The organism is Kumtagia sp. (assembly GCF_059502445.1).
The window spans coordinates 42,370-61,164 of sequence record NZ_JCACER010000107.1 but is presented as its reverse complement, the minus strand read 5'-3'; the positions used below and the strand labels follow the sequence as shown (position 1 = coordinate 61,164).

Genomic DNA, 18,795 nt, shown 5'->3' with positions numbered 1-18,795 from the left:
GCCGCTCAAACAGCTGCACGTCCGGTTCCGACGACCAGTTCGACGCGATCGGCCGGGAACCGCGTCACCGAATACTGGATCGGCGTGCCGGACAGGTCGGCGTTGAGCGCCCGGGTGACGATGACGATGGCGCCGGGCGCAAGCCGCAGCTCCTGCCTGTCGACCTCGTCGGCGTGGCGCGCCTCTATTCCGGTCGAGGCGCGGCGATAGTCGGCGACGCCGCAGGCCGCCAGCGCCTCGGTGATCGAACCGGTCGTTGCATAGATGTCGGCGATCCCCGGGAAGCGTTCCGCGTCGAACCATGAGGTGGCGCGCGACACCGGCACGCCGTCGGCCGTCCCGAGGCTCTCGATGCGTATCGATCGAGCCCCGGCCTCGAGGCCGAGCGCCGAGGCGATCGGCTCGCGCGCCGGCTCGATCATCGCGCTCATCATTTCGCTGCGCGTCTCGCGCGCCTGGTCGTGCAGGCCGGCGGAAAACCGCGTGCGCTCGCCGATCGGGTAGATCAGCCGCTTCTGGCGGCGGACATAGGTACCGCGTCCCTGTTCCGATTGCAGCACGCCTTCATGCGCCAGCGCCGAGATCGCGGCGCGCACCGTATGCCGATTGACGCCAAAGCGTTCGGCGAGCCGGGATTCGGGCGGCAGCCGGCCGTTCGCATCGGCCAGCCCGGTCGCGATGCCGTGGCGGATGCCGTCGGCGATCTGCCGCCACAAGGCGACGCCGACACCACGCTGAAGCCCTGACCTCTTTTCCATTCCGGCCGCCTGCCCGTTTGTCATCCGCCCGTCATGCGGACGCGCTAGGCATGGGTTAACTTATCGTGTTGTCTAGATCAATATACAAATTGAGAATGCCGATGGAAGCAGAAGCCCACATTGCCGCCCGGAAGAACCGCATGTCGGTTCTGGCGCGCTGCAAGGCCGGCCGGCTGCAGGAACTATGGGACAGGCTGGGCCTCGATCCCGCGCACAAGACCCTGCGCGATCCGGAATCCGGCCTGGTCATGCTGCGCGGGCGCATCGGCGGCACCGGCGAAGCCTTCAATCTCGGCGAGGCGACGGTGACGCGCGCCAGCGTCAGGCTGGAGGACGGATCGGTCGGCCATGCCATGGCGCTGGGACGCGACGGCACCAAGGCGCGGCTTTCGGCAATCATCGACGCGCTCTGCCAGAATCTGGAGACCGCGGCGCTGATCGACGCGGAAGTGGTCGCGCCGATGCAGGAGGAACTGGACCGGGCCGACGAGACCCGCCGGCAGCAGACGGCCGCGACGCGGGTCGATTTCTTCACCCTGGTGCGCGGAGAAGACTGATGCAAGCCGAGGCGCACATGCTCGAGGGCGGGTTCGCCGAACCGGTGCTGGAAGCCCAGGCGACGTTCCGCGCCGTCATGGATGCGATGGCGCGACCGGCCGGCATCGTGAGAATCGGGCCGAATGCGACACCGCCCGCGCCGCTGACGCCGCTGGCCGGCGCCATTGCATGCACCTTGATGGATGCCGACACACCCGTCTGGCTGGACCCTTTGCTAAGCGGAAGCGAAGCGGTTCGGGCCTGGCTGGGCTTTCACACCGGCACCCGCTTTGCCAGCGCGCCGGACGAAGCCACCTTCGCGCTGTTCGGCGATCCGGCCGGCATGCCGCCGCTCGACCAGTTCGCGCAGGGCACGCAGGAATATCCGGACCGCTCGACCACGTTGATCCTTCAGCTCGAATCCCTGGAGAGTGGGCCTCCGCTGACCTTCCGCGGGCCGGGCATCAAGCGTGAAGCAACCATCGCCCCGCGCGGCCTGCCGGCCGATTTCGCCGCGCAATGGGCGGAGAATACGAGGCGCTTCCCGCGCGGCGTCGACCTGATCCTGACGGCCGGCGATGCGCTCGCCTGTCTGCCGCGCTCGGCGCGCCTCGTAGAGCAGGAGGGCTGAGCCATGTATGTCGCCGTCAAGGGCGGGGAAGCCGCCATCGACAATGCCCATCACCTGCTGGCCGACCGCCGCCGCGGCGACCGTTCGGTGCCGGCATTGACGCTGGACCAGATCGCCGAGCAGCTGGCGCTCGGCGTCGATCGCGTGATGAGCGAGGGCTCGCTCTACGATCGCCGGCTGGCGGCGCTGGCGATCAAGCAGGCGCGCGGTGACCTGATCGAGGCGATCTTCCTGGTCCGCGCCTATCGCACGACCCTTCCCCGCTTCGGCTACGCCGAGCCGGTCGACACCGGCGCCATGCTGATCGAGCGGCGGGTCTCCGCCTGCTACAAGGATCTTCCCGGCGGACAGCTGCTCGGCCCGACCTTCGACTACACGCACCGCCTGCTCGACGAGGAACTGGACGGCGATGCCGAAGTGGAACCGGGCCGCCTGCGCATGGGCGCCGAAGAGCCGGTATCGCGCATCGCCGACATCCTGGGCGCCGAGGGTCTGATCGAGGAGGACCTCGACCCGTCGCCGCTCGAAGAGCCGGGCGACATCAACCAGACGCCGATGGAGTTTCCGCTGTCGCGCGCCATGCGGCTGCAAAGCCTGTCGCGCGGCGACGAAGGTTTTCTCCTGGCGCTCGGCTATTCGACGCAGCGCGGCTACGCCCGTTCCCACCCCTTTGCCGGCGAAATCCGCATCGGCGAGGTGGAGGTGGAGGTCTTTTCGCCGGAGCTCGGCTTCGCCGTGCCGGTCGGCCGCGTGCAGCTCACCGAATGCCAGATGGTGAACCAGTTCAAGGGATCGGCCAAGGCGCCGCCGCAGTTCACGCGCGGCTACGGCCTGGTCTTCGGCCAGTCCGAACGCAAGGCGATGGCGATGGCCCTGTGCGACCGCGCGCTGCGCGCCGAGGAGTTGGGCGAGGACATCGTCGCGCCGCCGCAGGACCAGGAGTTCGTCATCTCCCACTGCGACAACGTTCAGGCGACCGGCTTCGTCGAGCACCTGAAGCTGCCGCATTATGTCGACTTCCAGGCCGAGCTCGGCCTCGTGCGCTCGATGCGCGCCGAACACGCGGAGCCACGGGACGAGAGCCTCCCGGACATGAAGGAGGCGGCAGAGTGAACGCGCCCACCTACAACTTCGCCTACCTCGACGAGCAGACCAAGCGCATGATCCGGCGCGCGATCCTGAAGGCGATCGCCATCCCCGGCTACCAGGTGCCGTTCGCCAGCCGAGAGATGCCGATGCCCTATGGCTGGGGCACCGGCGGTGTGCAGGTCACGGCCGCGATCCTCGGGCCGGACGACGTGCTGAAAGTCATCGACCAGGGCGCGGACGACACCACCAACGCCGTGTCGATCCGAAAATTCTTCCAGCGCGTCGCGGGCATCGGGACGACGACCAGCACCAGCAACGCGACCATCATCCAGACCCGCCACCGCATTCCCGAGCAGCCGCTGCATGAGGGCCAGGTGCTGGTCTACCAGGTGCCGATCCCCGAGCCGCTGCGCTTCCTCGAGCCGCGCGAGACCGAGACGCGCAAGATGCATGCGCTGGAGGAATACGGGCTGATGCATGTCAAGCTCTACGAGGACATCGCCCGCAACGGCCACATCGCGACAACCTATGCCTACCCGGTGAAGGTCGAGGGCCGCTATGTGATGGATCCCTCGCCGACGCCGAAATTCGACAACCCGAAGATGCACATGTCGGCGGCGCTCCAGCTCTTCGGCGCCGGCCGCGAGAAGCGCATCTACGCGCTGCCGCCGCACACCGAGGTCGTCAGCCTCGACTTCGAGGACCATCCGTTCGAGGTGCAGCGTTTCGACAAGCCCTGCGCGCTGTGCGGCGCCGAGCAGGTCTATCTCGACGAGGTGGTGCTGGACGACCGCGGCGGCCGGATGTTCGTCTGCTCGGACACGGACCATTGCGAGACACGGCGGGCCAACGGCTTTTTCGGCGAGATGGCGGAGGGATGGCACGACGCCCAAACCTCCCCCTTGAGGGGAGGTGAAGACGGCACAAACATACCCCCACCCCTAACCCCTTCCCTCAAGGGGGAGGGGAACCTGTCCCGCCCTGTCGCCGGGGTGGGGTCGTCCAAGACGTCCGCGACCTCCTCTTTCGACTGCGTCGCGCAGGCGGAGGGTACCCCACCCGGCCGGACTTCGTCCGGCCACCCTCCCCTCAAGGGGGAGGGATCCCGGTGAGCGAACTCCCGCTTCTCTCTGTCCGCTCGGTCACCAAGACCTATGGCGCGCGCATCGGCTGTGCCGACGTCAGCTTCGACGTCTGGCCGGGCGAGGTGCTGGCCGTCGTGGGCGAGTCCGGCTCCGGCAAGACGACGCTGCTCAACTGCATCTCGACGCGGCTGGAGCCGACGGCGGGCACCGTCTCCTACCGCATGCGCGATGGCGAGATGCGCGACCTCTACCGCCTAGGCGAAGCCGAACGCCGTTTCCTGCTGCGCACCGACTGGGGTTTCGTCCACCAGAACCCGGCCGACGGGCTGCGCATGACGGTCTCGGCCGGCGCCAATGTCGGCGAGCGGCTGATGGCGATAGGCGACCGCCACTACGGCAGGATCCGCGACACGGCCACCGACTGGCTGGGTCGCGTCGAGATCGGCGCCGACCGCATCGACGACCAGCCCCGCGCATTCTCCGGCGGCATGCGCCAGCGCCTGCAGATCGCGCGCAACCTGGTCACCGCCCCGCGCCTCGTCTTCATGGACGAGCCGACCGGCGGCCTCGACGTCTCCGTGCAGGCGCGCCTGCTCGATCTGCTGCGCGGGTTGGTGCACAACCTCGGCCTGGCCGTCATCATCGTCACCCACGACCTTGCCGTGGCGCGTCTCCTGTCGCACCGCATGATGGTGATGAAGGACGGCCGCGTCGTCGAGCACGGCCTGACCGATCGCCTGCTCGATGATCCGCGGGCGCCGTACACGCAGCTCCTCGTCTCTTCGATCCTGCAGGTCTGAGGCCGCGCCATGCCCCCTGTCCTCGTCGTCTCCCGCCTCACCAAGACCTTCACCATGCACCTGCGCGGCGGCATCGAGCTGCCGGTGATAGCCAATGCCGCCTTCGCCCTGCATCCCGGTACCTGCGCCGTGCTCGGCGGCCCCTCAGGTGTCGGCAAGAGCTCGATCCTGAAGATGCTCTACGGCAACTACGCCGCCAGCTCGGGCCGCATCCTCGTTCGTCACCGCGGCGGCGAGGTCGATCTCGTCGCGGCCGAGCCGCGCACGATCCTTGACCTGCGCCGCGAGACCGTCGGCTATGTCAGCCAGTTCCTGCGCGTGGTGCCGCGCGTCGGCGCGCTCGACATCGTCGCCGAGCCGCTGGTCGAGCGCGGCACGGACCGTCGGCTGGCGGCGCGGCGCGCCGGCGACCTGCTGGCCAGGCTGAACCTGCCCGAGCGCCTCTGGTCGCTGCCGCCGGCCACCTTCTCGGGCGGCGAGCAGCAGCGGGTGAACATCGCCCGCGGCTTCATCACCGACCATCCCATCCTCCTGCTCGACGAGCCGACGGCTTCGCTGGATGCGGCGAACCGCGCCGTGGTCGTGGAGATGATCGCGGAAAAGAAACGCGCCGGCGTGGCGCTGCTCGGCATCTTCCACGACGTGGAAGTGCGCAACGCGGTGGCGGACGTCGTCATCGACGTGGCCGGCTTCGCTCCTGACAGGAAGGCGGCCTGACCGTGGCGCGCCTGTCCGAAACGCCCGTCGTCCATCCGACCGCCAGGCTCGAGAACTGCACGCTCGGCCGCTACACCGAAGTGGCCGAAGGCGGCCGGCTGATCGAGACCGAGCTCGGCGACTACTCCTATGTGATGGAGAACTGCCAGAGCTGGTGCGTCACCATCGGCAAGTTCGCCAATATCGCCGCCTCGGTGCGCATCAACGCCACGCATCATCCGATGTCGCGGCCGACGCTGCACCACATCACCTACCGCGCTTCCGACTATTTCGACGATGCCGAGCACGAGGCGGATTTCTTCGCCGCCCGCCGCGCCAGGCGGGTGTTCATCGGCCATGATACCTGGATCGGCCACGGCGCCACCATCCTGCCCGGCGTCACCATCGGTGACGGCGCGGTGGTCGGCGCCGGCGCCGTCGTGACGAAGGACGTGGCGCCCTACGCCATCGTCGGTGGGGTGCCCGCGAAATTCATGCGCGAGCGCTTTCCGACGGACATCGCCAGGCGCCTGCAGCAGCTTGCCTGGTGGGACTGGCCGCACGACCGGCTGCGCTTTGCCCTGGACGATTTCCGCTATCTCGGCGTCGAGGAATTCCTGGAACGGCACGAAGGTGCGCCCTGGCGGCAGGCTGTGGATCGTCATGGAACTGACATCCAGGCGACAACCGGCCTTCATGCTGCGGGGTTAAGCCCATGATGGGGCAATGCATTGCCGCGGCCTCCGCCGCCGGCAACGCCGATAGAGCAGCGTAAGACACATCCTCGCGGACTGCCTCTCGACTTTCGACCGCATGGCAAGGAGCGACATCCGATGACCGCCATTTCCATTCGAAACCTCTCGAAAAGCTTCGGCAAGAAGCGCGCGCTCGACAATGTGAGCCTGGACATCCAGCGCGGTGAAATGGTTGCGCTGATCGGCGCGTCCGGCTCCGGCAAGAGCACGCTGATCCGGCACATCTGCGGGCTCGAGATCGGTCAGGCCGGGCAAAGCACGGTCGAAGTGCTGGGCAGTTCGATCCAGCACGGCGGACGGCTGGCGACCAAGGCGCGCGACATGCGGCGCAACATCGGCGTCGTCTTCCAGCAGTTCAACCTCGTCGGCCGGCTCTCGGTCCTGTCCAATGTTCTGCTCGGCAATCTCGGCCGCATTCCCGTCTGGCGCGGCACGCTCGGCTGGTTCACAGCGGAAGAGAAGAAAGCGGCGCGCGCGGCGCTTGCCCGCGTCGGCATTCCCGAGGTCGCCTGGCAGCGCGCCTCGACGCTGTCCGGCGGGCAACAGCAGCGCGCCGCGATCGCACGCACGCTCGTCCAGCGCTCCAACATCCTGCTCGCCGACGAGCCGATCGCCTCGCTCGACCCATCGTCCGCCCGCCGCATCATGGAGATCCTCGCCGCGGTGAACCGGGAGGAAAATATCACCTGCGTGGTGTCGCTGCACCAGGTCGAATATGCGCGCCGCTATTGCCCGCGCACCGTCGCGTTGCGCGACGGACGCATCGTCTTCGATGGACCTTCGTCCGAGCTCACCAACCCGATGCTCGTCGAGCTCTACGGAGCCAATTCCGAGGAGCTGATTTTGCCGGAGGCGCCACCGCAGCCGGCGAAACCGAAGCGCGTCGCTGAACCCGAGCGCGTTCCGGCCTTCGCGTAACCAACCACACAAACAGGGAAGCCAGTCATGAACGGATTCTTGAAGGGCGTGGCAGCCGCTGCCTTCGCCATCGCGCTGTCCGGCGCAGCCTATGCCGAGGAAATCAACTTCGGCATCATCTCGACGGAATCGCAGCAGAACCTGAAGCCGAAGTGGGAGCCGCTGCTGGCCGATCTCTCCAAGGCAACCGGTCTCGACGTGAAGCCGTTCTTCGCTTCCGACTATTCGGGCGTCATCGAAGGCATGCGCTTCGGCAAGGTGCAGATGGCCTGGTACGGCAACAAGTCGGCGATGGAAGCCGTCGACCGCGCCGACGGCGAGGTGTTCGTGCAGACAGTCGCCGCCAGCGGCGAGCCCGGCTACTATTCGCTCATCCTCGCGCCCAAGGACAGCAAGCTGAACACGGTCGAGGACCTGCTGACCTGCGACCAGTCGCTCAACTTCGGCCTCGGCGACCCGAATTCCACCTCGGGTTATCTCGTGCCCATGACCTTCGTCTTCGGCGCCAACAAGATCGACCCGAAGACCTGCTTCAAGAACGTCACCAACGCCAACCACGAGACCAATGCGATGGCGGTGGCCAACGGCCAGGTCGACGCGGCGGCCAACAACACCGAGAACCTCGCGCTGATCGAGAAGAACCAGCCCGCCGCCTTCGAGAAGGTCAAGGTGATCTGGAAGTCGCCGCTGATCCCGTCCGATCCGCTGGTCTGGCGCAAGGACCTTTCTGACGACACCAAGGCCAGGATCAAGGACTTCTTCCTGACCTACGGCACCGACAAGTCGAAGGGCGACGTCGCCCGCGAGAAGGAAGTGCTCGCCGATCTCGAATGGGCCCCGTTCCGCGCTTCCAGCGACGACCAGCTGCTGCCGATCCGCGTCATGGAGCTGACCAAGTCGATCGCCAAGATCGAAGCCGACGCCTCCCTCTCCGACGCCGACAAGAAGGCCCAGATCGCACCGCTCGAGGCGCAGAGGGCGGAATACGAAGCCAAGCTGAAGAGCGTTCAGGGCTGATATCGATCGGCCCGTTCGTCGGGCCAGCTTCCCTCGCGCGTCGCCACACGGCGGCGGCGCGCAAATTCCCAGGACATCGTCATGGATCAGACCGCCAAGATCGTGACTGCCCAGGCCGCCCGCCCCGAGGTGGAGCGGGACTGGTCCCGCAGCGCGTGGACCTGGGTCAGCTGGATCACACTCGGCATCCTGCTGATCTGGAGCTGGTCGCCGGCAGAGATGTTCCGCTGGACGTTCCTGGTCAGCGACGCCGGCAACATGGCCGAATATGCCAGCGGCTTCGCGCGCCCCGACTTCTCGCAGTGGCGCTATTACATCGACGAGATGCTCGTCACCATCCAGATCGCGCTGTGGGGCACCTTCCTCGCCGCGGTCGTCGCCGTCCCCTTCGGCATCCTCTCGGCGCGCAACATCGCGCCCTGGTACGTCGTCCAGCCGGTCAGGCGCCTGATGGACGCCTGCCGGTCCATCCACGAGCTGGTCTTCGCGGTGCTGTTCGTCGTCGCGGTCGGCCTCGGGCCCTTCGCCGGCGTGATGGCGCTGTTCGTCCACACCACCGGCATCCTGGCAAAGCTCTTTTCCGAGGCTGTCGAGGCCATCGACGCCCGCCCGGTCGAGGCGATCCGCGCCACCGGCGCCTCGCGGCTGCAGGAAGTGGTGTTCGGCGTGGTGCCGCAGGTCATGCCGCTGTGGATGTCCTATGCGCTCTACCGCTTCGAATCCAACGTCCGCGCCGCCACCGTGCTCGGCGTCATCGGGGCCGGCGGCATCGGCCAGGTGCTGTTCGAATCCATCCGCGGCTTCTACTACCCGCAGGCTTCCGCCATGCTCATCATCATGCTGGTGACGGTGTCGCTCATCGACCTTTTGTCGCAGCAATTGCGCAAGCTGTTTTTGTGATGCGCCACGCCCTCTATTTCACGCCGGAACCGGACGACGCGCTGACCCACGCGGCGCAGTCGTGGCTCGGGCGCAATGCGTTCGCGACCGAGACGGTCGCATCCCCTGCGCCGGCTGGTTTCACCACCGACGAGTTTCGCCGGATTACCGAAGAGCCGCGCCGCTATGGCTTCCACGCCACCCTGGTCGCGCCATTCCGCCCGCGAGAAGGCCTTTCGCGGGAAGCCCTGACGGATGCCGCCGACAGCTTCGCGCAACGCTGCGCGCCCTTCGCCATTCCGGGACTGGCGATCACGCGGATCGGCGGCTTCTTCGCGCTGACGCCGACGGAATCCGACCGTGTCGCGGCCCTGGCATCCGCCGCAGTGGATCATTTCAACGATCTGCGCGCACCGCTGGCGGCGGCGGACATCGAGCGGCGCCGGCCGGACCGCCTGTCGGAGCGCCAGCGCGCCTATCTCGACCGCTACGGCTATCCCTACGTGAAGGAAGAATTCCGCTTCCATATGACGCTCACCGGTTCGCTGGAGCCGGAAGCCGCGACCCGGATCGAGCCCGCCCTGCAAAACCATTTCGCGCCGCTGCTCGCGCGGCCGGTCCGGGTCGGCTCGGTCGCGCTGTTCGTCGAGCCGGAGCCCGGCGCCGATTTCACCGTCCTGTCCACCCACCGTTTCGGCGTCGCCGAAGCGAGAAAGTCCGCCTGACATGCCGCAAGAGACCGTTCTCACCAACGCACGGATCGTCCTTGAGGACGAGGTGATCGCCGGCACCGTCGTCCTGCGTGACGGGATGATCGCGGCGCTCGAAACCGGCGGTGTGGGCCGCGGCGAAGACATGGACGGCGACTATCTTGTCCCCGGCCTGGTCGAACTGCACACCGATCACCTGGAGTCCCACTACAGCCCCCGGCCGGGCGTGGTCTGGGAGTCGATCGCAGCGTTGCAGGCGCATGACGCGCAGGTCGCCAGCTCGGGCATCACCACCGTCTTCGACTGCCTGCGTCTCGGCTCCGACGAGGACGGCGGCTTCGAGCGTGGCGAGATGCGCGCCATCGCCGACGCCATCGAGACGGCGGGAGCTGAAGACCGGTTGCGCGCCAGCCACCTGATCCACCTGCGCTGCGAAGTGTCGGCAGGCAATGTGCTCGACCATTTCGCGGACTTTCGCGGCGACTCGCAGGTCCGGCTGGCGTCGCTGATGGATCATGCACCCGGCCAGAGGCAGTTCCAGACACTCGATGCCTATACGCTCTACTACAAGAAGAAGCGCGGCCTGACGGATGCCGAGTTCGAGCGCTTCATCGCCCGCCGTATCGAAGAGTCGAACCGCTACGCCGCTCCGCATCGCCGCGCCATCGTCGATGCCTGCACGGAGCGCGGCATTGCGATCGCCAGCCATGACGACGCCACCATCGAGCATGTCGAGGAATCGAAGGCCTTCGGCGTACGGCTGGCGGAGTTCCCGACAAGCATGGAGGCGGCCAAGGCTTCGCATGAGGCCGGCATGGCCGTGCTGATGGGCGCGCCCAACGTGGTGCGCGGAAAATCCCATTCCGGCAACATCTCGGCCAAGGCGCTGGCCGACGCCGGCGTGCTCGACGTGCTGTCGTCGGACTACGTGCCCTTCAGCCTCATCCACGCGCCGTTCGTGCTCGCCGAGGCAGGCATGGCGTTGGCGGAGAGCATCCGCCTGGTGACGGCGACGCCCGCCCGCGCCGTCGGCCTGGACGACCGCGGCCGCATCGAACCCGGGCTGCGCGCCGACCTCGTGCGGGTGCGCCATCGTTCCGGCATCCCGGTCGTGCGATCAGTGTGGCGCGAGGGCCGGCGCGTTGCGTGAAGGCGCCGCCGATTTGGCACCGCGAGCGCAACACGGTTGCTTGATTGCCGTCGTCGGCCCAAGCGGCGCGGGAAAGGACAGCCTGATCAATTATGCGCGGGAGAGGCTGGCGGCGGACCCGTCCGTCCTGTTCGTTCGCCGTGTCGTGACGCGCACCGCTCTCGCAGGCGCCGAAGACCACGACTCGCTGTCCGTCGCTTCGTTCCAGGTATCGCAGGCGGCAGGCAGGTTCGCGGTGACCTGGGAAGCACACGGGCTGCTTTATGCGATCCCGGCGCATGTGCGCGAACATCTTGCGTCAGGTGGCGTGGCCGTCGTCAATGGATCGCGCGCGGCATTGCCGGCGATCCGTTCCGTCTTCGGTCGTGTGCTCGCGGTGCACGTCACCTGCAATCCCGACACTCTCTCGGCGCGGCTTGCCGCCCGCGGTCGCGAAGACCCGCAACAGCAGCGAAATCGTCTCGCTCGGGCGGCGATGCCAGGCGATGATCTGGCCGATGCGATCGAGATCGACAACAGCGACGAGCTCGCCACTGCCGGCGACGCACTGGTGACAGCCATACGAACGGCGACTGGGGACGGCTTCTGAATGCAGGGCGAACCGCTTCGGGACACCGTTTGGCGGAACCCGTGTCAGTCCGACTAAGACGTTCACAACTTGACCAAATCCCAGCTTCGGATCGGGCCTAGACGCGATCCTCCAACGTCCCGGACGAGCCGGGAGCTCCCTGAGGTGCTTCAAGCAGCAGCTTCGAATTTTCCGGGCGAGCCTCCAGGATGCCGCGTTCTATGTCCAGCGCGATCTCGACGACACGCTGATTTACCGGAGAATTCCGGCCTACCGACCGCAGCTTGTCGACGACGAAGCCGTTGACCTCGCGAACCTCGGCCCGGCGCCCCTTGCGCCAATCCTGGAGCGACGTGGTCAAGGTGTCCGGCTGGGAGAACGTCTTCAGCACCTCCTCGAAAATCTGGTCGACATACCGATCGGGATGATTGCTCATCACCGGTGGCATGCCGATGATCGGGACGATCCTTGCGCCGTCGGCGAGCGCAGCCTGCATCGCCTCGTAACCGGCGGCCCGCATGACCTCGAGCATGTCCGGCGCTCGCGCGGCATCCGCCAGCGGCAGGTTGACGATGGCGGAAGGAATCAGTTCGGCGGCATTGACGACGAGCTTCATCCACTTGGCCGAGACGATGTCCTGCGTCACTTCGACGGTGCCCGAATTGCGAAGCAGGACAGCCACCTCCTCGACGCGCTCCTGCATCCTGTGGTCGAGTGCCCCCAGCGCGAACCATGAGCTGTCATGATCGTTCTGCCTGTTGGTCACGCCGGGAACGAACATGTTGGAGGCGATCTCGATGACCGCGGCTATGGTACGGTGGCGCCCCACCACGCTTGCGATGTCCTCATGCGTCATGCCGTTCTGAAGGCCGACGACAAAGCCGTCCGGCGCGAGAACGGGTTCGATCAGCTGGCACGCCCATTTGGTATCGTAGGCCTTGACGACCAGGAACACGAGATCGAACGGCTCGCGAATTTCAGCCACCTGGCAGAGATGCAGCGCCGGCACCTTCGCGTTCAGCGTGCGGGTCGGCAGATTGACGGTTATGCCGCTCGCCCGGATCGCCTCGACATGCGCCGGCCATTGCTCGATGAACGTGACGTCCAGCCCGGCGAGGGCGAAGTCGGCGCCGATCGACGCCCCCTGCGCGCCGGTTCCGACAAACGCAATCCTGGGACCGGCTTTGTCTTTCCATGTCATCTGCATTTATCCTTGTGGAGGAAGAGTTCGGGCCCGTCGGACAGATCGTCCGCCAACGTGGATAGCGCCGGCTAATCAAGCCAAAGCGCTATTGCAGATCCCCTGTCAGAAGGCTGCTGTTGGCGATCCCTGCCTGCCTGTCGCCCCGCTCGATCTCGAGCGCCATCGCGACGACCCGCTCGTTCACGGGCGCCGGCCTGCCGTGCTTGCGTAGCGTCTGCGCGACATGCCCGTTCAGGTCCAGCACCTCGGCCCGCCGGCCCTTCCGCCAGTCCTGCAGCACGGTGGTCAAGGTGTCGGCCATCATGAATGTGCTGAGCACCTCGTCGAAGATGAGGTCGACATAACGATCGGGGTCGTTCGTCCTCGGCGGCGGCATGCCGAGGATCGGCACGATGTTTGCCCCGTCGGCCAGAGCCGCGTGCATTGCCTCGTAGCCGGCTGCCCGCATGAGGCGCTCCATGCCCGGCATGCGCACTGCCTCGGCAAAGGGCAGGTTCAGGATCGCCGAGGGAACAAGTTGGGCGGCATTGACGATCAGCTTCATCCACTTGGCGGAAACGATGTCGTCGCTCACCTCGACGCGGCCGCTGTCGCGCAGGACGCCGGCGATCTGTTCGACGCGTTCCCGGTTTTCGGGCGCGAGCGGCCCGAGGGCGAACCACGACGTGTCGTGATCGTTCTGGCGGTTGGTGACGCCGGGCTCGAACATGTTGGACGCCATGTCGAAGACGGCGCCGACACACCTGTTCTCGCCGACGACCGAGGCGATCGCGGTATGCGTCATCCCGTTCTGCAGGCCGACCACGAGACCGTCCGGTGCCAGCACCGTCTCGACCAGCTGGCAGATCCATCTGGTATCGTAGGCCTTGACGACGACGAAGATCACGTCGAACGGCTCGCGCAGCTCCGCCACCTGGCACAGATGCAGGGCGCGGACTTTCGCATTGATCGACCGCCGCGGCAGATTGACCGTGATGCCGTTGGCGCGCATGGCCTCGACATGGGCAGGCCATTGATCGATCAGCGTCACGTCCCGCCCCGCCAGCGCCAGATCCGCGCCGATCGAGGCGCCCTGCGCCCCGGTGCCCACGACGGCTATCTTCAGTTCATCCGTTTTGCGCCACACCGTCTCGATCCGTTTGCTGGCCGGTTGAAATTGCATCCCCGGACGTTCCGGGCAGGTCAGATCGCTCCTTCACGGAGCTGCGTCGGAATGCCAAGCTGCGCGACGATACGACGGCCCGAAGCCTCAAGCTCGCGCTTCACCCTATCCACGTCGCCCCACAGCAGCCTGCCATCGCGTTTGCGGAACTTTCCGGCGATCAGAACGTGTTCGACATTGCCGATGCCCGCCTGCATGACGACGGTCGAGTAGGGATCGTGCACCGGCGTCATGTTCCAGGCGGCGGCATCGAGAACGACGATGTCGGCCTGCTTGCCCGGTGTCAGCGAGCCGACCTTGTCGTCGATGCCGAGCATGCGCGCGGTCTCGATGGTAATCCAGCGCAGCGCGTCCTTCGTGCTGACGGAGCAACTGTCCGGAATCCCGCCGTCGATCTCCCGCCTGGCGGCATTGTCCAGCGCACGCTGGCAGGCGAGCGCCATGCGGCCCACCGCGAACATGTCCGCGCCGACCACCGACTCGATGTCGACGCCGAAGCTCGGCTGGCCGCCGGCCGCGAGCACGCGCCCGGTGATCGGCCAGCCATGGCCCTGCGTCATCTCGTTCTCGGCCGTGACCGTGAAGGAAACGCCGGCCTCGACGAAACGCCTTATCTGGTCGTCGGTGAGATTGTTGCCGTGGACGATGTTGATGTTGCGGCCGACCAGCCCCTCGGCCTCCAGCGTCTCCCAGCCACCCGGCGTCCTGGCCTGGCCGCCGCCCTGGTGCATGGAGGCGACGAGGTCCAGTTCCCGCGCCAGGCGGAAGTCGGCGCGCGCCACCTCCATGGTCGAATAATGCGGCCCCAGGATCGCCATGCCGAGGGTCACGAGCTGGTCGCGGCTGGAGAAGCGCGTGCGCATCAGCCGCTCGATCTCATGGCGGGGATGCGGCACTTCCGAGAAGTGCGGCTCGCCCGGCTTCGGGTCGGGCTTGGGCGAACCATGCAGGAAGACGGAGCGGATGCCGCTCTCGAAGAGCCCGTCGACGGCAGCATCCGTATGCGCCGGCGTCGGGTTGTTGTGGCACCAGTCGCCGAGCGTGGTCGCGCCCGCATTGATCTGGCCAAGCGCGCCGGCCAGCGTCGCGACATAGATGTCCTCGGGGCGGAAAGCGGCCGCCAGGCCGCGGTGCACCCAGCGGAAATAGTCCATCAGCGTCATGTTGGAGCAGAGCGAGCGCAATCCGGTCTGCCAGGTATGCATATGGCCGTTCACCAGGCCGGGGATGACGATGCGGCCACGCCCGTCGACGACCTCGGCTGCGTCCGCGCTCAAATTGGGACCGACGGCGGCGATCCTTTCCCCTTCAACCAGAACGTCGGCATCCCGGAAGCTTCCGATGGCGTCGTCCATCGTCAGGACGATCGCGTTCCGGATGAGGATTCCGTGCTGCGTCATAGTGGGGCTGCGATCTCGCCGAAGGGCACCAGCGCCGGATCGACGTCGAGCCGGTGGTCTTGCCGCCGCCCGAACGGAACTCGCCGCGGCTTGCTTCCGGATGCCGGGCCGGCATCCCCGTCTTCAGCTGCCATCACGACCCGCATCCGGCGCCTCCTCCGGCCTGCCAATGGAAATCGGCGATCATGCGCCTGTCAGGTGCGTGATTGTCCGCAGCGCGGATGAGGGCGCAAGTCGCAAGATTCTCATTACGATCATCGGTTTTTTCATTCTGGGAAAAGTATCGCCGACATTATCCGCCTCGTTTCCTATCGTTTCGGTGCGTGAGGCAGCCGGCCGGAACATGCCTGCCCGCTGCGGCAGCGGGGGTCCGGCGGACCGACCGTCCGTCGGCGGCCCGGATTCTCTGGGAGGAATGGAACGATGCTCTTTGCGATCCACGCTCTCGACGGCAAGGATGGGCTGAGCCTGCGCGGCACCTGGCAGGATGCGCATTTCGCGCACCTCAGGACGGTCGGCGACTACGGCGTACGAATCGTCATGTCGGGTCCGCTGGTGGAGGACGACGGATCGACCATGAAGGGCAGCCTCCTCGTGGTGGAGGCGGAAGGACGCGCCGCCGTGGAGCGCTTCAACAACGCCGATCCCTACAAGACCGCAGGCGTCTGGGACACGATCACCATCACCGCCTTTCTGAAGAAGAACGGCTGACGTCGCTGCGATGGACCGTAACGGGAGGATCGGCATGCGCGTCGCTGTCGCGGGTCTGGGCTGGTGGGGCAAGCAGATCATCGGCTGCCTCGGGAAGAGCCCGCTTTTCGAGGTGATCTACGGCGTCGATCCGACGCCACCCGCGGGCGCACTCGACCTTCTCGAGCAGCATGGCGTTCGGCACGCCCCCGAGCTCGCGGCGGTGCTGGCCGACCCGCGGGTCGACGGCGTCGTCCTGGCGACGCCGCACCAGATGCATGAAGAGCAGTGCCTGGCGGTTCTGGCGGCAGGCAAGGAGCTTTTCTGCGAGAAGCCGCTCACCATGACTTCGGCCGGGGCGCAGCGCGTCGTCGATGCGTGCAAGGCGGCCGGCAAGGTTCTCGGCATAGGCCACGAACGGCGCTACGAGGAATGTTTCGAACGCGTGCAGGCGCTCATCGACGACGGCACGCTTGGCCGGCCGCTGCTCTACGAAGCCAATATCAGCCACGACGTGTTCAGGAACATCGACCGCTCCAACTGGCGGCTCGATCCGAAGCATGCCCCCGCCGGCATGATGACGGCGACCGGCATCCACCAGACCGACCTCTGCTGCGCTTTCTTCGGTGCGCCGGCCGAGGTGCGCGCGCAGACCTCGAGCCTGATCTTCGAGCCCCCTGCCACCGATTTCGTCACGGCATCCATCACCTTCCGATCGGGCGCCCGCGGCGCCATCACGCTGCTGTCCTGCACACCCTATTACGGCCGCGTAACGGTCTTCGGCGACAAGGGCTGGGTCGAGGTCGTGACGGAAGGCAATGTCGACCAGGGCAAGCCGACCATCGTGACGCTCTGCACCGGCACGAACGCACCGCGGCAGGTGACGGTCTATCATCCGACCGACACGGTGACGGCGAATTTCGAGGCATGGGCCGAGGCCGTCGCCGGCCGCAGGCAATATCGCTTCACCCACGAGCAGGTGCTTGACAACGTGCGCATCTTCGAAGGCATCGTCACCTCCGCCGCGCAGGACGGCAAGACCGTCGTTTTTTAGGGTATCGATCCCGAAAAACTACAGATTTTTCGCAAGAAATATCCTGAAACAGGCAGGAAAAGACCGGCCACCGTTCCATTTTTGGTCAATCTTTCCGGCGATCAGCTCGCCGTCTGGCGGCTCGGGAACAGCCAAGGGCGCAGCGACGGATGGCTGGGCATGGTGCGCGGCGCATACTGTGCTTCTACGCCGAGTTCCTCGGCCGCATGCCAGGCAAAGCGCGGATCCCACATGGCGCCACGCGCCATGACGACGAAATCGGCCTTGCCGGAGGTGACGATCTCCTCGGCCTGCCCTATGGTGCCGATCAGCCCGACCGCCATGGTCGGCACGCCGGCCTCCCTGCGGATCGTCTCGGCTAAGGGCACCTGATAGCCCGGTCCGAGCGGAATCGTCTGGCGCGGATCGAGCGCGCCGCTCGAGGCGTCGATGTAGTCGCAGCCGAGCGCCTTCAACTCCCTGGCGAGCACCACCGTGTCCTCCACCGTCCATCCGCCCTCGATCCAGTCGGTCGCGGAAACGCGGACGCCCATCGGCTTGTCCGACGGCCAGGCGGCGCGCATGGCCTCGAACGTCTCCAGCGCGAAGCGCATGCGGTTTTCGAGGCTGCCGCCGTACCGGTCGGTGCGTCTGTTCGACAGAGGGGACAGGAACTGATGGAGCAGGTAGCCGTGGCCGGCATGCATCTCGACAAGGTCGTAGCCGATGCGCTCGGCGCGGCGCACCGCCGAGACGAAACCGTCGCGGATGGCATGAATCTCCTCGACCGTCAGCGCCCGCGGCGCGTGCCAGCCCTCGTCGAAGGGGATCGCCGACGGCGCCACCGTCTCCCAGGCACCCTGCTCCGCGGTGAGCGGCTTGCCGCCCAGCGCCGGCGGCAACGTCGAGCCCTTGCGGCCGGCATGGCCGAGCTGCAGGCCGTGCTTCGCCACGCCGTACTGCCTGCAGAAGTCGATGACCCGCTTCATCGCGGCTTCGTTGTCGTCCGTATCCATGGTCGCGCATTTCAGCGTGATGCGGCCGATCTTGTTGACGTGGGTCGATTCCGTCATCACCAGCGCGCCGGAGCCGCCGAGCGAGAACTGGCCGAGATGCATCAGGTGCCAGTCGTTTGCCGATCCGTCGGTCGAGTTGTACTGGCACATGGGCGAGACGACGAGGCGGTTGGGCAGGGTCAGCCCGCGCAGCGTGATCGGCGAAAACAGGGCGCTGGTCATGTCGGGGTTCCTCTCGGCGGAGAATCGCCTGCCCGGGCGAACGCCGGGCGGCGAGATCACACGGGCAACTCGGCCTTCTCGGCCTCGGTGCCGGCTCCGCCCGGCGGCAGGAAGCTCGCGGCGAACGCCAGCGCACGAACCGGCTGGTCGCCAATCGGTGCAATGCTGTGGACGGCGTTCGGCGGAATATGAACGAGGTCCCCCGGTTCCACTTCGCGCTTCTCGGCACCGATCTGCATCAGCGCCCTGCCCTTCAGGACGTAATAGAACTCGTGCGTGTTGTGGCGGTGCGGCTCCAGATGCGAGCCGGCAGCGATCTCGAACTCCGATACGTATTCGAGATAGGACCCCTCGGTATCGCCGCGCATCGCCTCCTTCGGCACCATGAAAAAAGTACGGCAGGTGCCGCCATGCTCAACGGTCGGCTCGATCCTGGCATTCATGACGTTCATGTCGCGGTCCTCCGTGCTGGTGC

At 66.7% G+C, this 18,795-nt stretch carries 21 protein-coding genes; 15 read left to right on the top strand and 6 right to left on the bottom strand.

Features of this window, described 5'->3' with window-relative positions:
• Positions 1-5: 5 nt before the first annotated feature.
• Positions 6-758, bottom strand: coding sequence for a phosphonate metabolism transcriptional regulator PhnF (phnF, locus tag AC5JDC_RS28045; RefSeq protein WP_495846653.1), 753 nt, complete (start codon positions 756-758; stop codon positions 6-8).
• A 101-nt stretch (positions 759-859) separates the two neighbouring features.
• Here phnF and phnG point away from each other — a divergent pair, with 101 nt between their 5' ends.
• The 13 genes from phnG to phnN all read left to right on the top strand — a co-directional run bounded on the left by phnG (position 860) and on the right by phnN (position 11,614).
• Positions 860-1,315 (top strand): phosphonate C-P lyase system protein PhnG, encoded by a 456-nt coding sequence (gene phnG, locus AC5JDC_RS28040; RefSeq protein ID WP_495846651.1) that lies wholly within the window; start codon positions 860-862, stop codon positions 1,313-1,315.
• Positions 1,315-1,926, top strand: a complete 612-nt coding sequence (gene phnH / locus AC5JDC_RS28035) for a phosphonate C-P lyase system protein PhnH (RefSeq protein WP_495846649.1) — start codon at positions 1,315-1,317, stop codon at positions 1,924-1,926. The genes phnG and phnH overlap by 1 nt, the downstream gene beginning before the upstream one ends.
• A 3-nt stretch (positions 1,927-1,929) precedes the next feature.
• Positions 1,930-3,039, top strand: coding sequence for a carbon-phosphorus lyase complex subunit (locus tag AC5JDC_RS28030; protein ID WP_495846647.1), 1,110 nt, complete (start codon positions 1,930-1,932; stop codon positions 3,037-3,039).
• A gap of 47 nt (positions 3,040-3,086) precedes the next feature.
• Positions 3,087-4,127, top strand: a complete 1,041-nt coding sequence (locus AC5JDC_RS28025; protein WP_495846943.1) for an alpha-D-ribose 1-methylphosphonate 5-phosphate C-P-lyase PhnJ — start codon at positions 3,087-3,089, stop codon at positions 4,125-4,127.
• Positions 4,124-4,900: a phosphonate C-P lyase system protein PhnK gene (phnK, locus tag AC5JDC_RS28020; protein WP_495846645.1), complete on the top strand. Its 777-nt coding sequence runs from the start codon at positions 4,124-4,126 to the stop codon at positions 4,898-4,900. The genes AC5JDC_RS28025 and phnK overlap by 4 nt, the downstream gene beginning before the upstream one ends.
• 9 nt (positions 4,901-4,909) lie before the next feature.
• Positions 4,910-5,617, top strand: coding sequence for a phosphonate C-P lyase system protein PhnL (gene phnL / locus AC5JDC_RS28015; protein WP_495846643.1), 708 nt, complete (start codon positions 4,910-4,912; stop codon positions 5,615-5,617).
• Between the two features lie 2 nt (positions 5,618-5,619).
• Positions 5,620-6,315 (top strand): DapH/DapD/GlmU-related protein, encoded by a 696-nt coding sequence (locus AC5JDC_RS28010; RefSeq protein WP_495846641.1) that lies wholly within the window; start codon positions 5,620-5,622, stop codon positions 6,313-6,315.
• Positions 6,316-6,429: 114 nt separating this feature from the next.
• Entirely contained in the window at positions 6,430-7,269 is an 840-nt protein-coding gene (phnC, locus tag AC5JDC_RS28005) for a phosphonate ABC transporter ATP-binding protein (RefSeq protein ID WP_495846639.1), read from the top strand.
• A gap of 27 nt (positions 7,270-7,296) precedes the next feature.
• Positions 7,297-8,286, top strand: coding sequence for a phosphonate ABC transporter substrate-binding protein (gene phnD / locus AC5JDC_RS28000; RefSeq protein WP_495846637.1), 990 nt, complete (start codon positions 7,297-7,299; stop codon positions 8,284-8,286).
• A gap of 81 nt (positions 8,287-8,367) precedes the next feature.
• Positions 8,368-9,186, top strand: coding sequence for a phosphonate ABC transporter, permease protein PhnE (phnE, locus tag AC5JDC_RS27995; RefSeq protein ID WP_495846635.1), 819 nt, complete (start codon positions 8,368-8,370; stop codon positions 9,184-9,186).
• Complete coding sequence (locus AC5JDC_RS27990; RefSeq protein WP_495846633.1) at positions 9,186-9,890, top strand: DUF1045 domain-containing protein; 705 nt, start codon at positions 9,186-9,188, stop codon at positions 9,888-9,890. The genes phnE and AC5JDC_RS27990 overlap by 1 nt, the downstream gene beginning before the upstream one ends.
• A 1-nt stretch (position 9,891) precedes the next feature.
• Positions 9,892-11,025 carry an alpha-D-ribose 1-methylphosphonate 5-triphosphate diphosphatase gene (locus AC5JDC_RS27985; protein WP_495846631.1) on the top strand — a complete coding sequence of 378 codons (1,134 nt, stop codon included), beginning with the start codon at positions 9,892-9,894 and terminating at the stop codon, positions 11,023-11,025.
• Positions 11,026-11,065: 40 nt separating this feature from the next.
• Entirely contained in the window at positions 11,066-11,614 is a 549-nt protein-coding gene (phnN, locus tag AC5JDC_RS27980) for a phosphonate metabolism protein/1,5-bisphosphokinase (PRPP-forming) PhnN (RefSeq protein ID WP_495846629.1), read from the top strand.
• A 97-nt stretch (positions 11,615-11,711) separates the two neighbouring features.
• Here the strand turns inward: phnN and AC5JDC_RS27975 are convergent, their stop codons facing one another.
• The 3 genes from AC5JDC_RS27975 to AC5JDC_RS27965 all read right to left on the bottom strand — a co-directional run bounded on the left by AC5JDC_RS27975 (position 11,712) and on the right by AC5JDC_RS27965 (position 15,359).
• Complete coding sequence (locus tag AC5JDC_RS27975; RefSeq protein WP_495846627.1) at positions 11,712-12,794, bottom strand: ketopantoate reductase family protein; 1,083 nt, start codon at positions 12,792-12,794, stop codon at positions 11,712-11,714.
• A gap of 88 nt (positions 12,795-12,882) precedes the next feature.
• A complete protein-coding gene (locus AC5JDC_RS27970) occupies positions 12,883-13,959 on the bottom strand; it encodes a ketopantoate reductase family protein (RefSeq protein ID WP_495846625.1) in 1,077 nt (358 codons plus the stop codon).
• A 20-nt stretch (positions 13,960-13,979) separates the two neighbouring features.
• Positions 13,980-15,359 carry an amidohydrolase family protein gene (locus AC5JDC_RS27965; RefSeq protein WP_495846623.1) on the bottom strand — a complete coding sequence of 460 codons (1,380 nt, stop codon included), beginning with the start codon at positions 15,357-15,359 and terminating at the stop codon, positions 13,980-13,982.
• Between the two features lie 423 nt (positions 15,360-15,782).
• On the opposite strand from AC5JDC_RS27965, the gene AC5JDC_RS27960 reads away from it, so the two are divergent.
• Positions 15,783-16,070 (top strand): YciI family protein, encoded by a 288-nt coding sequence (locus tag AC5JDC_RS27960; RefSeq protein ID WP_495846621.1) that lies wholly within the window; start codon positions 15,783-15,785, stop codon positions 16,068-16,070.
• 34 nt (positions 16,071-16,104) lie between these two features.
• Positions 16,105-17,103, top strand: a complete 999-nt coding sequence (locus tag AC5JDC_RS27955; protein ID WP_495846619.1) for a Gfo/Idh/MocA family protein — start codon at positions 16,105-16,107, stop codon at positions 17,101-17,103.
• A gap of 101 nt (positions 17,104-17,204) precedes the next feature.
• Here AC5JDC_RS27955 and AC5JDC_RS27950 read toward each other — a convergent pair whose 3' ends face one another.
• Positions 17,205-18,320 (bottom strand): NADH:flavin oxidoreductase/NADH oxidase, encoded by a 1,116-nt coding sequence (locus AC5JDC_RS27950; RefSeq protein ID WP_495846617.1) that lies wholly within the window; start codon positions 18,318-18,320, stop codon positions 17,205-17,207.
• A gap of 56 nt (positions 18,321-18,376) precedes the next feature.
• Positions 18,377-18,772, bottom strand: a complete 396-nt coding sequence (locus tag AC5JDC_RS27945) for a cupin domain-containing protein (RefSeq protein ID WP_495846615.1) — start codon at positions 18,770-18,772, stop codon at positions 18,377-18,379.
• Between the last annotated feature and the right edge of the window lie 23 nt (positions 18,773-18,795).

Coding starts and splice junctions, on each gene's coding strand:
- phnF (WP_495846653.1), bottom strand. CDS start 758: ATGGAAAAGAGGTCAGGGCTTCAGCGTGGTGTCGGCGTCGCCTTGTGG.
- phnG (WP_495846651.1), top strand. CDS start 860: ATGGAAGCAGAAGCCCACATTGCCGCCCGGAAGAACCGCATGTCGGTT.
- phnH (WP_495846649.1), top strand. CDS start 1,315: ATGCAAGCCGAGGCGCACATGCTCGAGGGCGGGTTCGCCGAACCGGTG.
- AC5JDC_RS28030 (WP_495846647.1), top strand. CDS start 1,930: ATGTATGTCGCCGTCAAGGGCGGGGAAGCCGCCATCGACAATGCCCAT.
- AC5JDC_RS28025 (WP_495846943.1), top strand. CDS start 3,087: ATGATCCGGCGCGCGATCCTGAAGGCGATCGCCATCCCCGGCTACCAG.
- phnL (WP_495846643.1), top strand. CDS start 4,910: ATGCCCCCTGTCCTCGTCGTCTCCCGCCTCACCAAGACCTTCACCATG.
- phnC (WP_495846639.1), top strand. CDS start 6,430: ATGACCGCCATTTCCATTCGAAACCTCTCGAAAAGCTTCGGCAAGAAG.
- phnD (WP_495846637.1), top strand. CDS start 7,297: ATGAACGGATTCTTGAAGGGCGTGGCAGCCGCTGCCTTCGCCATCGCG.
- phnE (WP_495846635.1), top strand. CDS start 8,368: ATGGATCAGACCGCCAAGATCGTGACTGCCCAGGCCGCCCGCCCCGAG.
- AC5JDC_RS27990 (WP_495846633.1), top strand. CDS start 9,186: ATGCGCCACGCCCTCTATTTCACGCCGGAACCGGACGACGCGCTGACC.
- AC5JDC_RS27985 (WP_495846631.1), top strand. CDS start 9,892: ATGCCGCAAGAGACCGTTCTCACCAACGCACGGATCGTCCTTGAGGAC.
- AC5JDC_RS27975 (WP_495846627.1), bottom strand. CDS start 12,794: ATGACATGGAAAGACAAAGCCGGTCCCAGGATTGCGTTTGTCGGAACC.
- AC5JDC_RS27970 (WP_495846625.1), bottom strand. CDS start 13,959: ATGCAATTTCAACCGGCCAGCAAACGGATCGAGACGGTGTGGCGCAAA.
- AC5JDC_RS27965 (WP_495846623.1), bottom strand. CDS start 15,359: ATGACGCAGCACGGAATCCTCATCCGGAACGCGATCGTCCTGACGATG.
- AC5JDC_RS27960 (WP_495846621.1), top strand. CDS start 15,783: ATGCTCTTTGCGATCCACGCTCTCGACGGCAAGGATGGGCTGAGCCTG.
- AC5JDC_RS27955 (WP_495846619.1), top strand. CDS start 16,105: ATGCGCGTCGCTGTCGCGGGTCTGGGCTGGTGGGGCAAGCAGATCATC.
- AC5JDC_RS27950 (WP_495846617.1), bottom strand. CDS start 18,320: ATGACCAGCGCCCTGTTTTCGCCGATCACGCTGCGCGGGCTGACCCTG.
- AC5JDC_RS27945 (WP_495846615.1), bottom strand. CDS start 18,772: ATGAACGTCATGAATGCCAGGATCGAGCCGACCGTTGAGCATGGCGGC.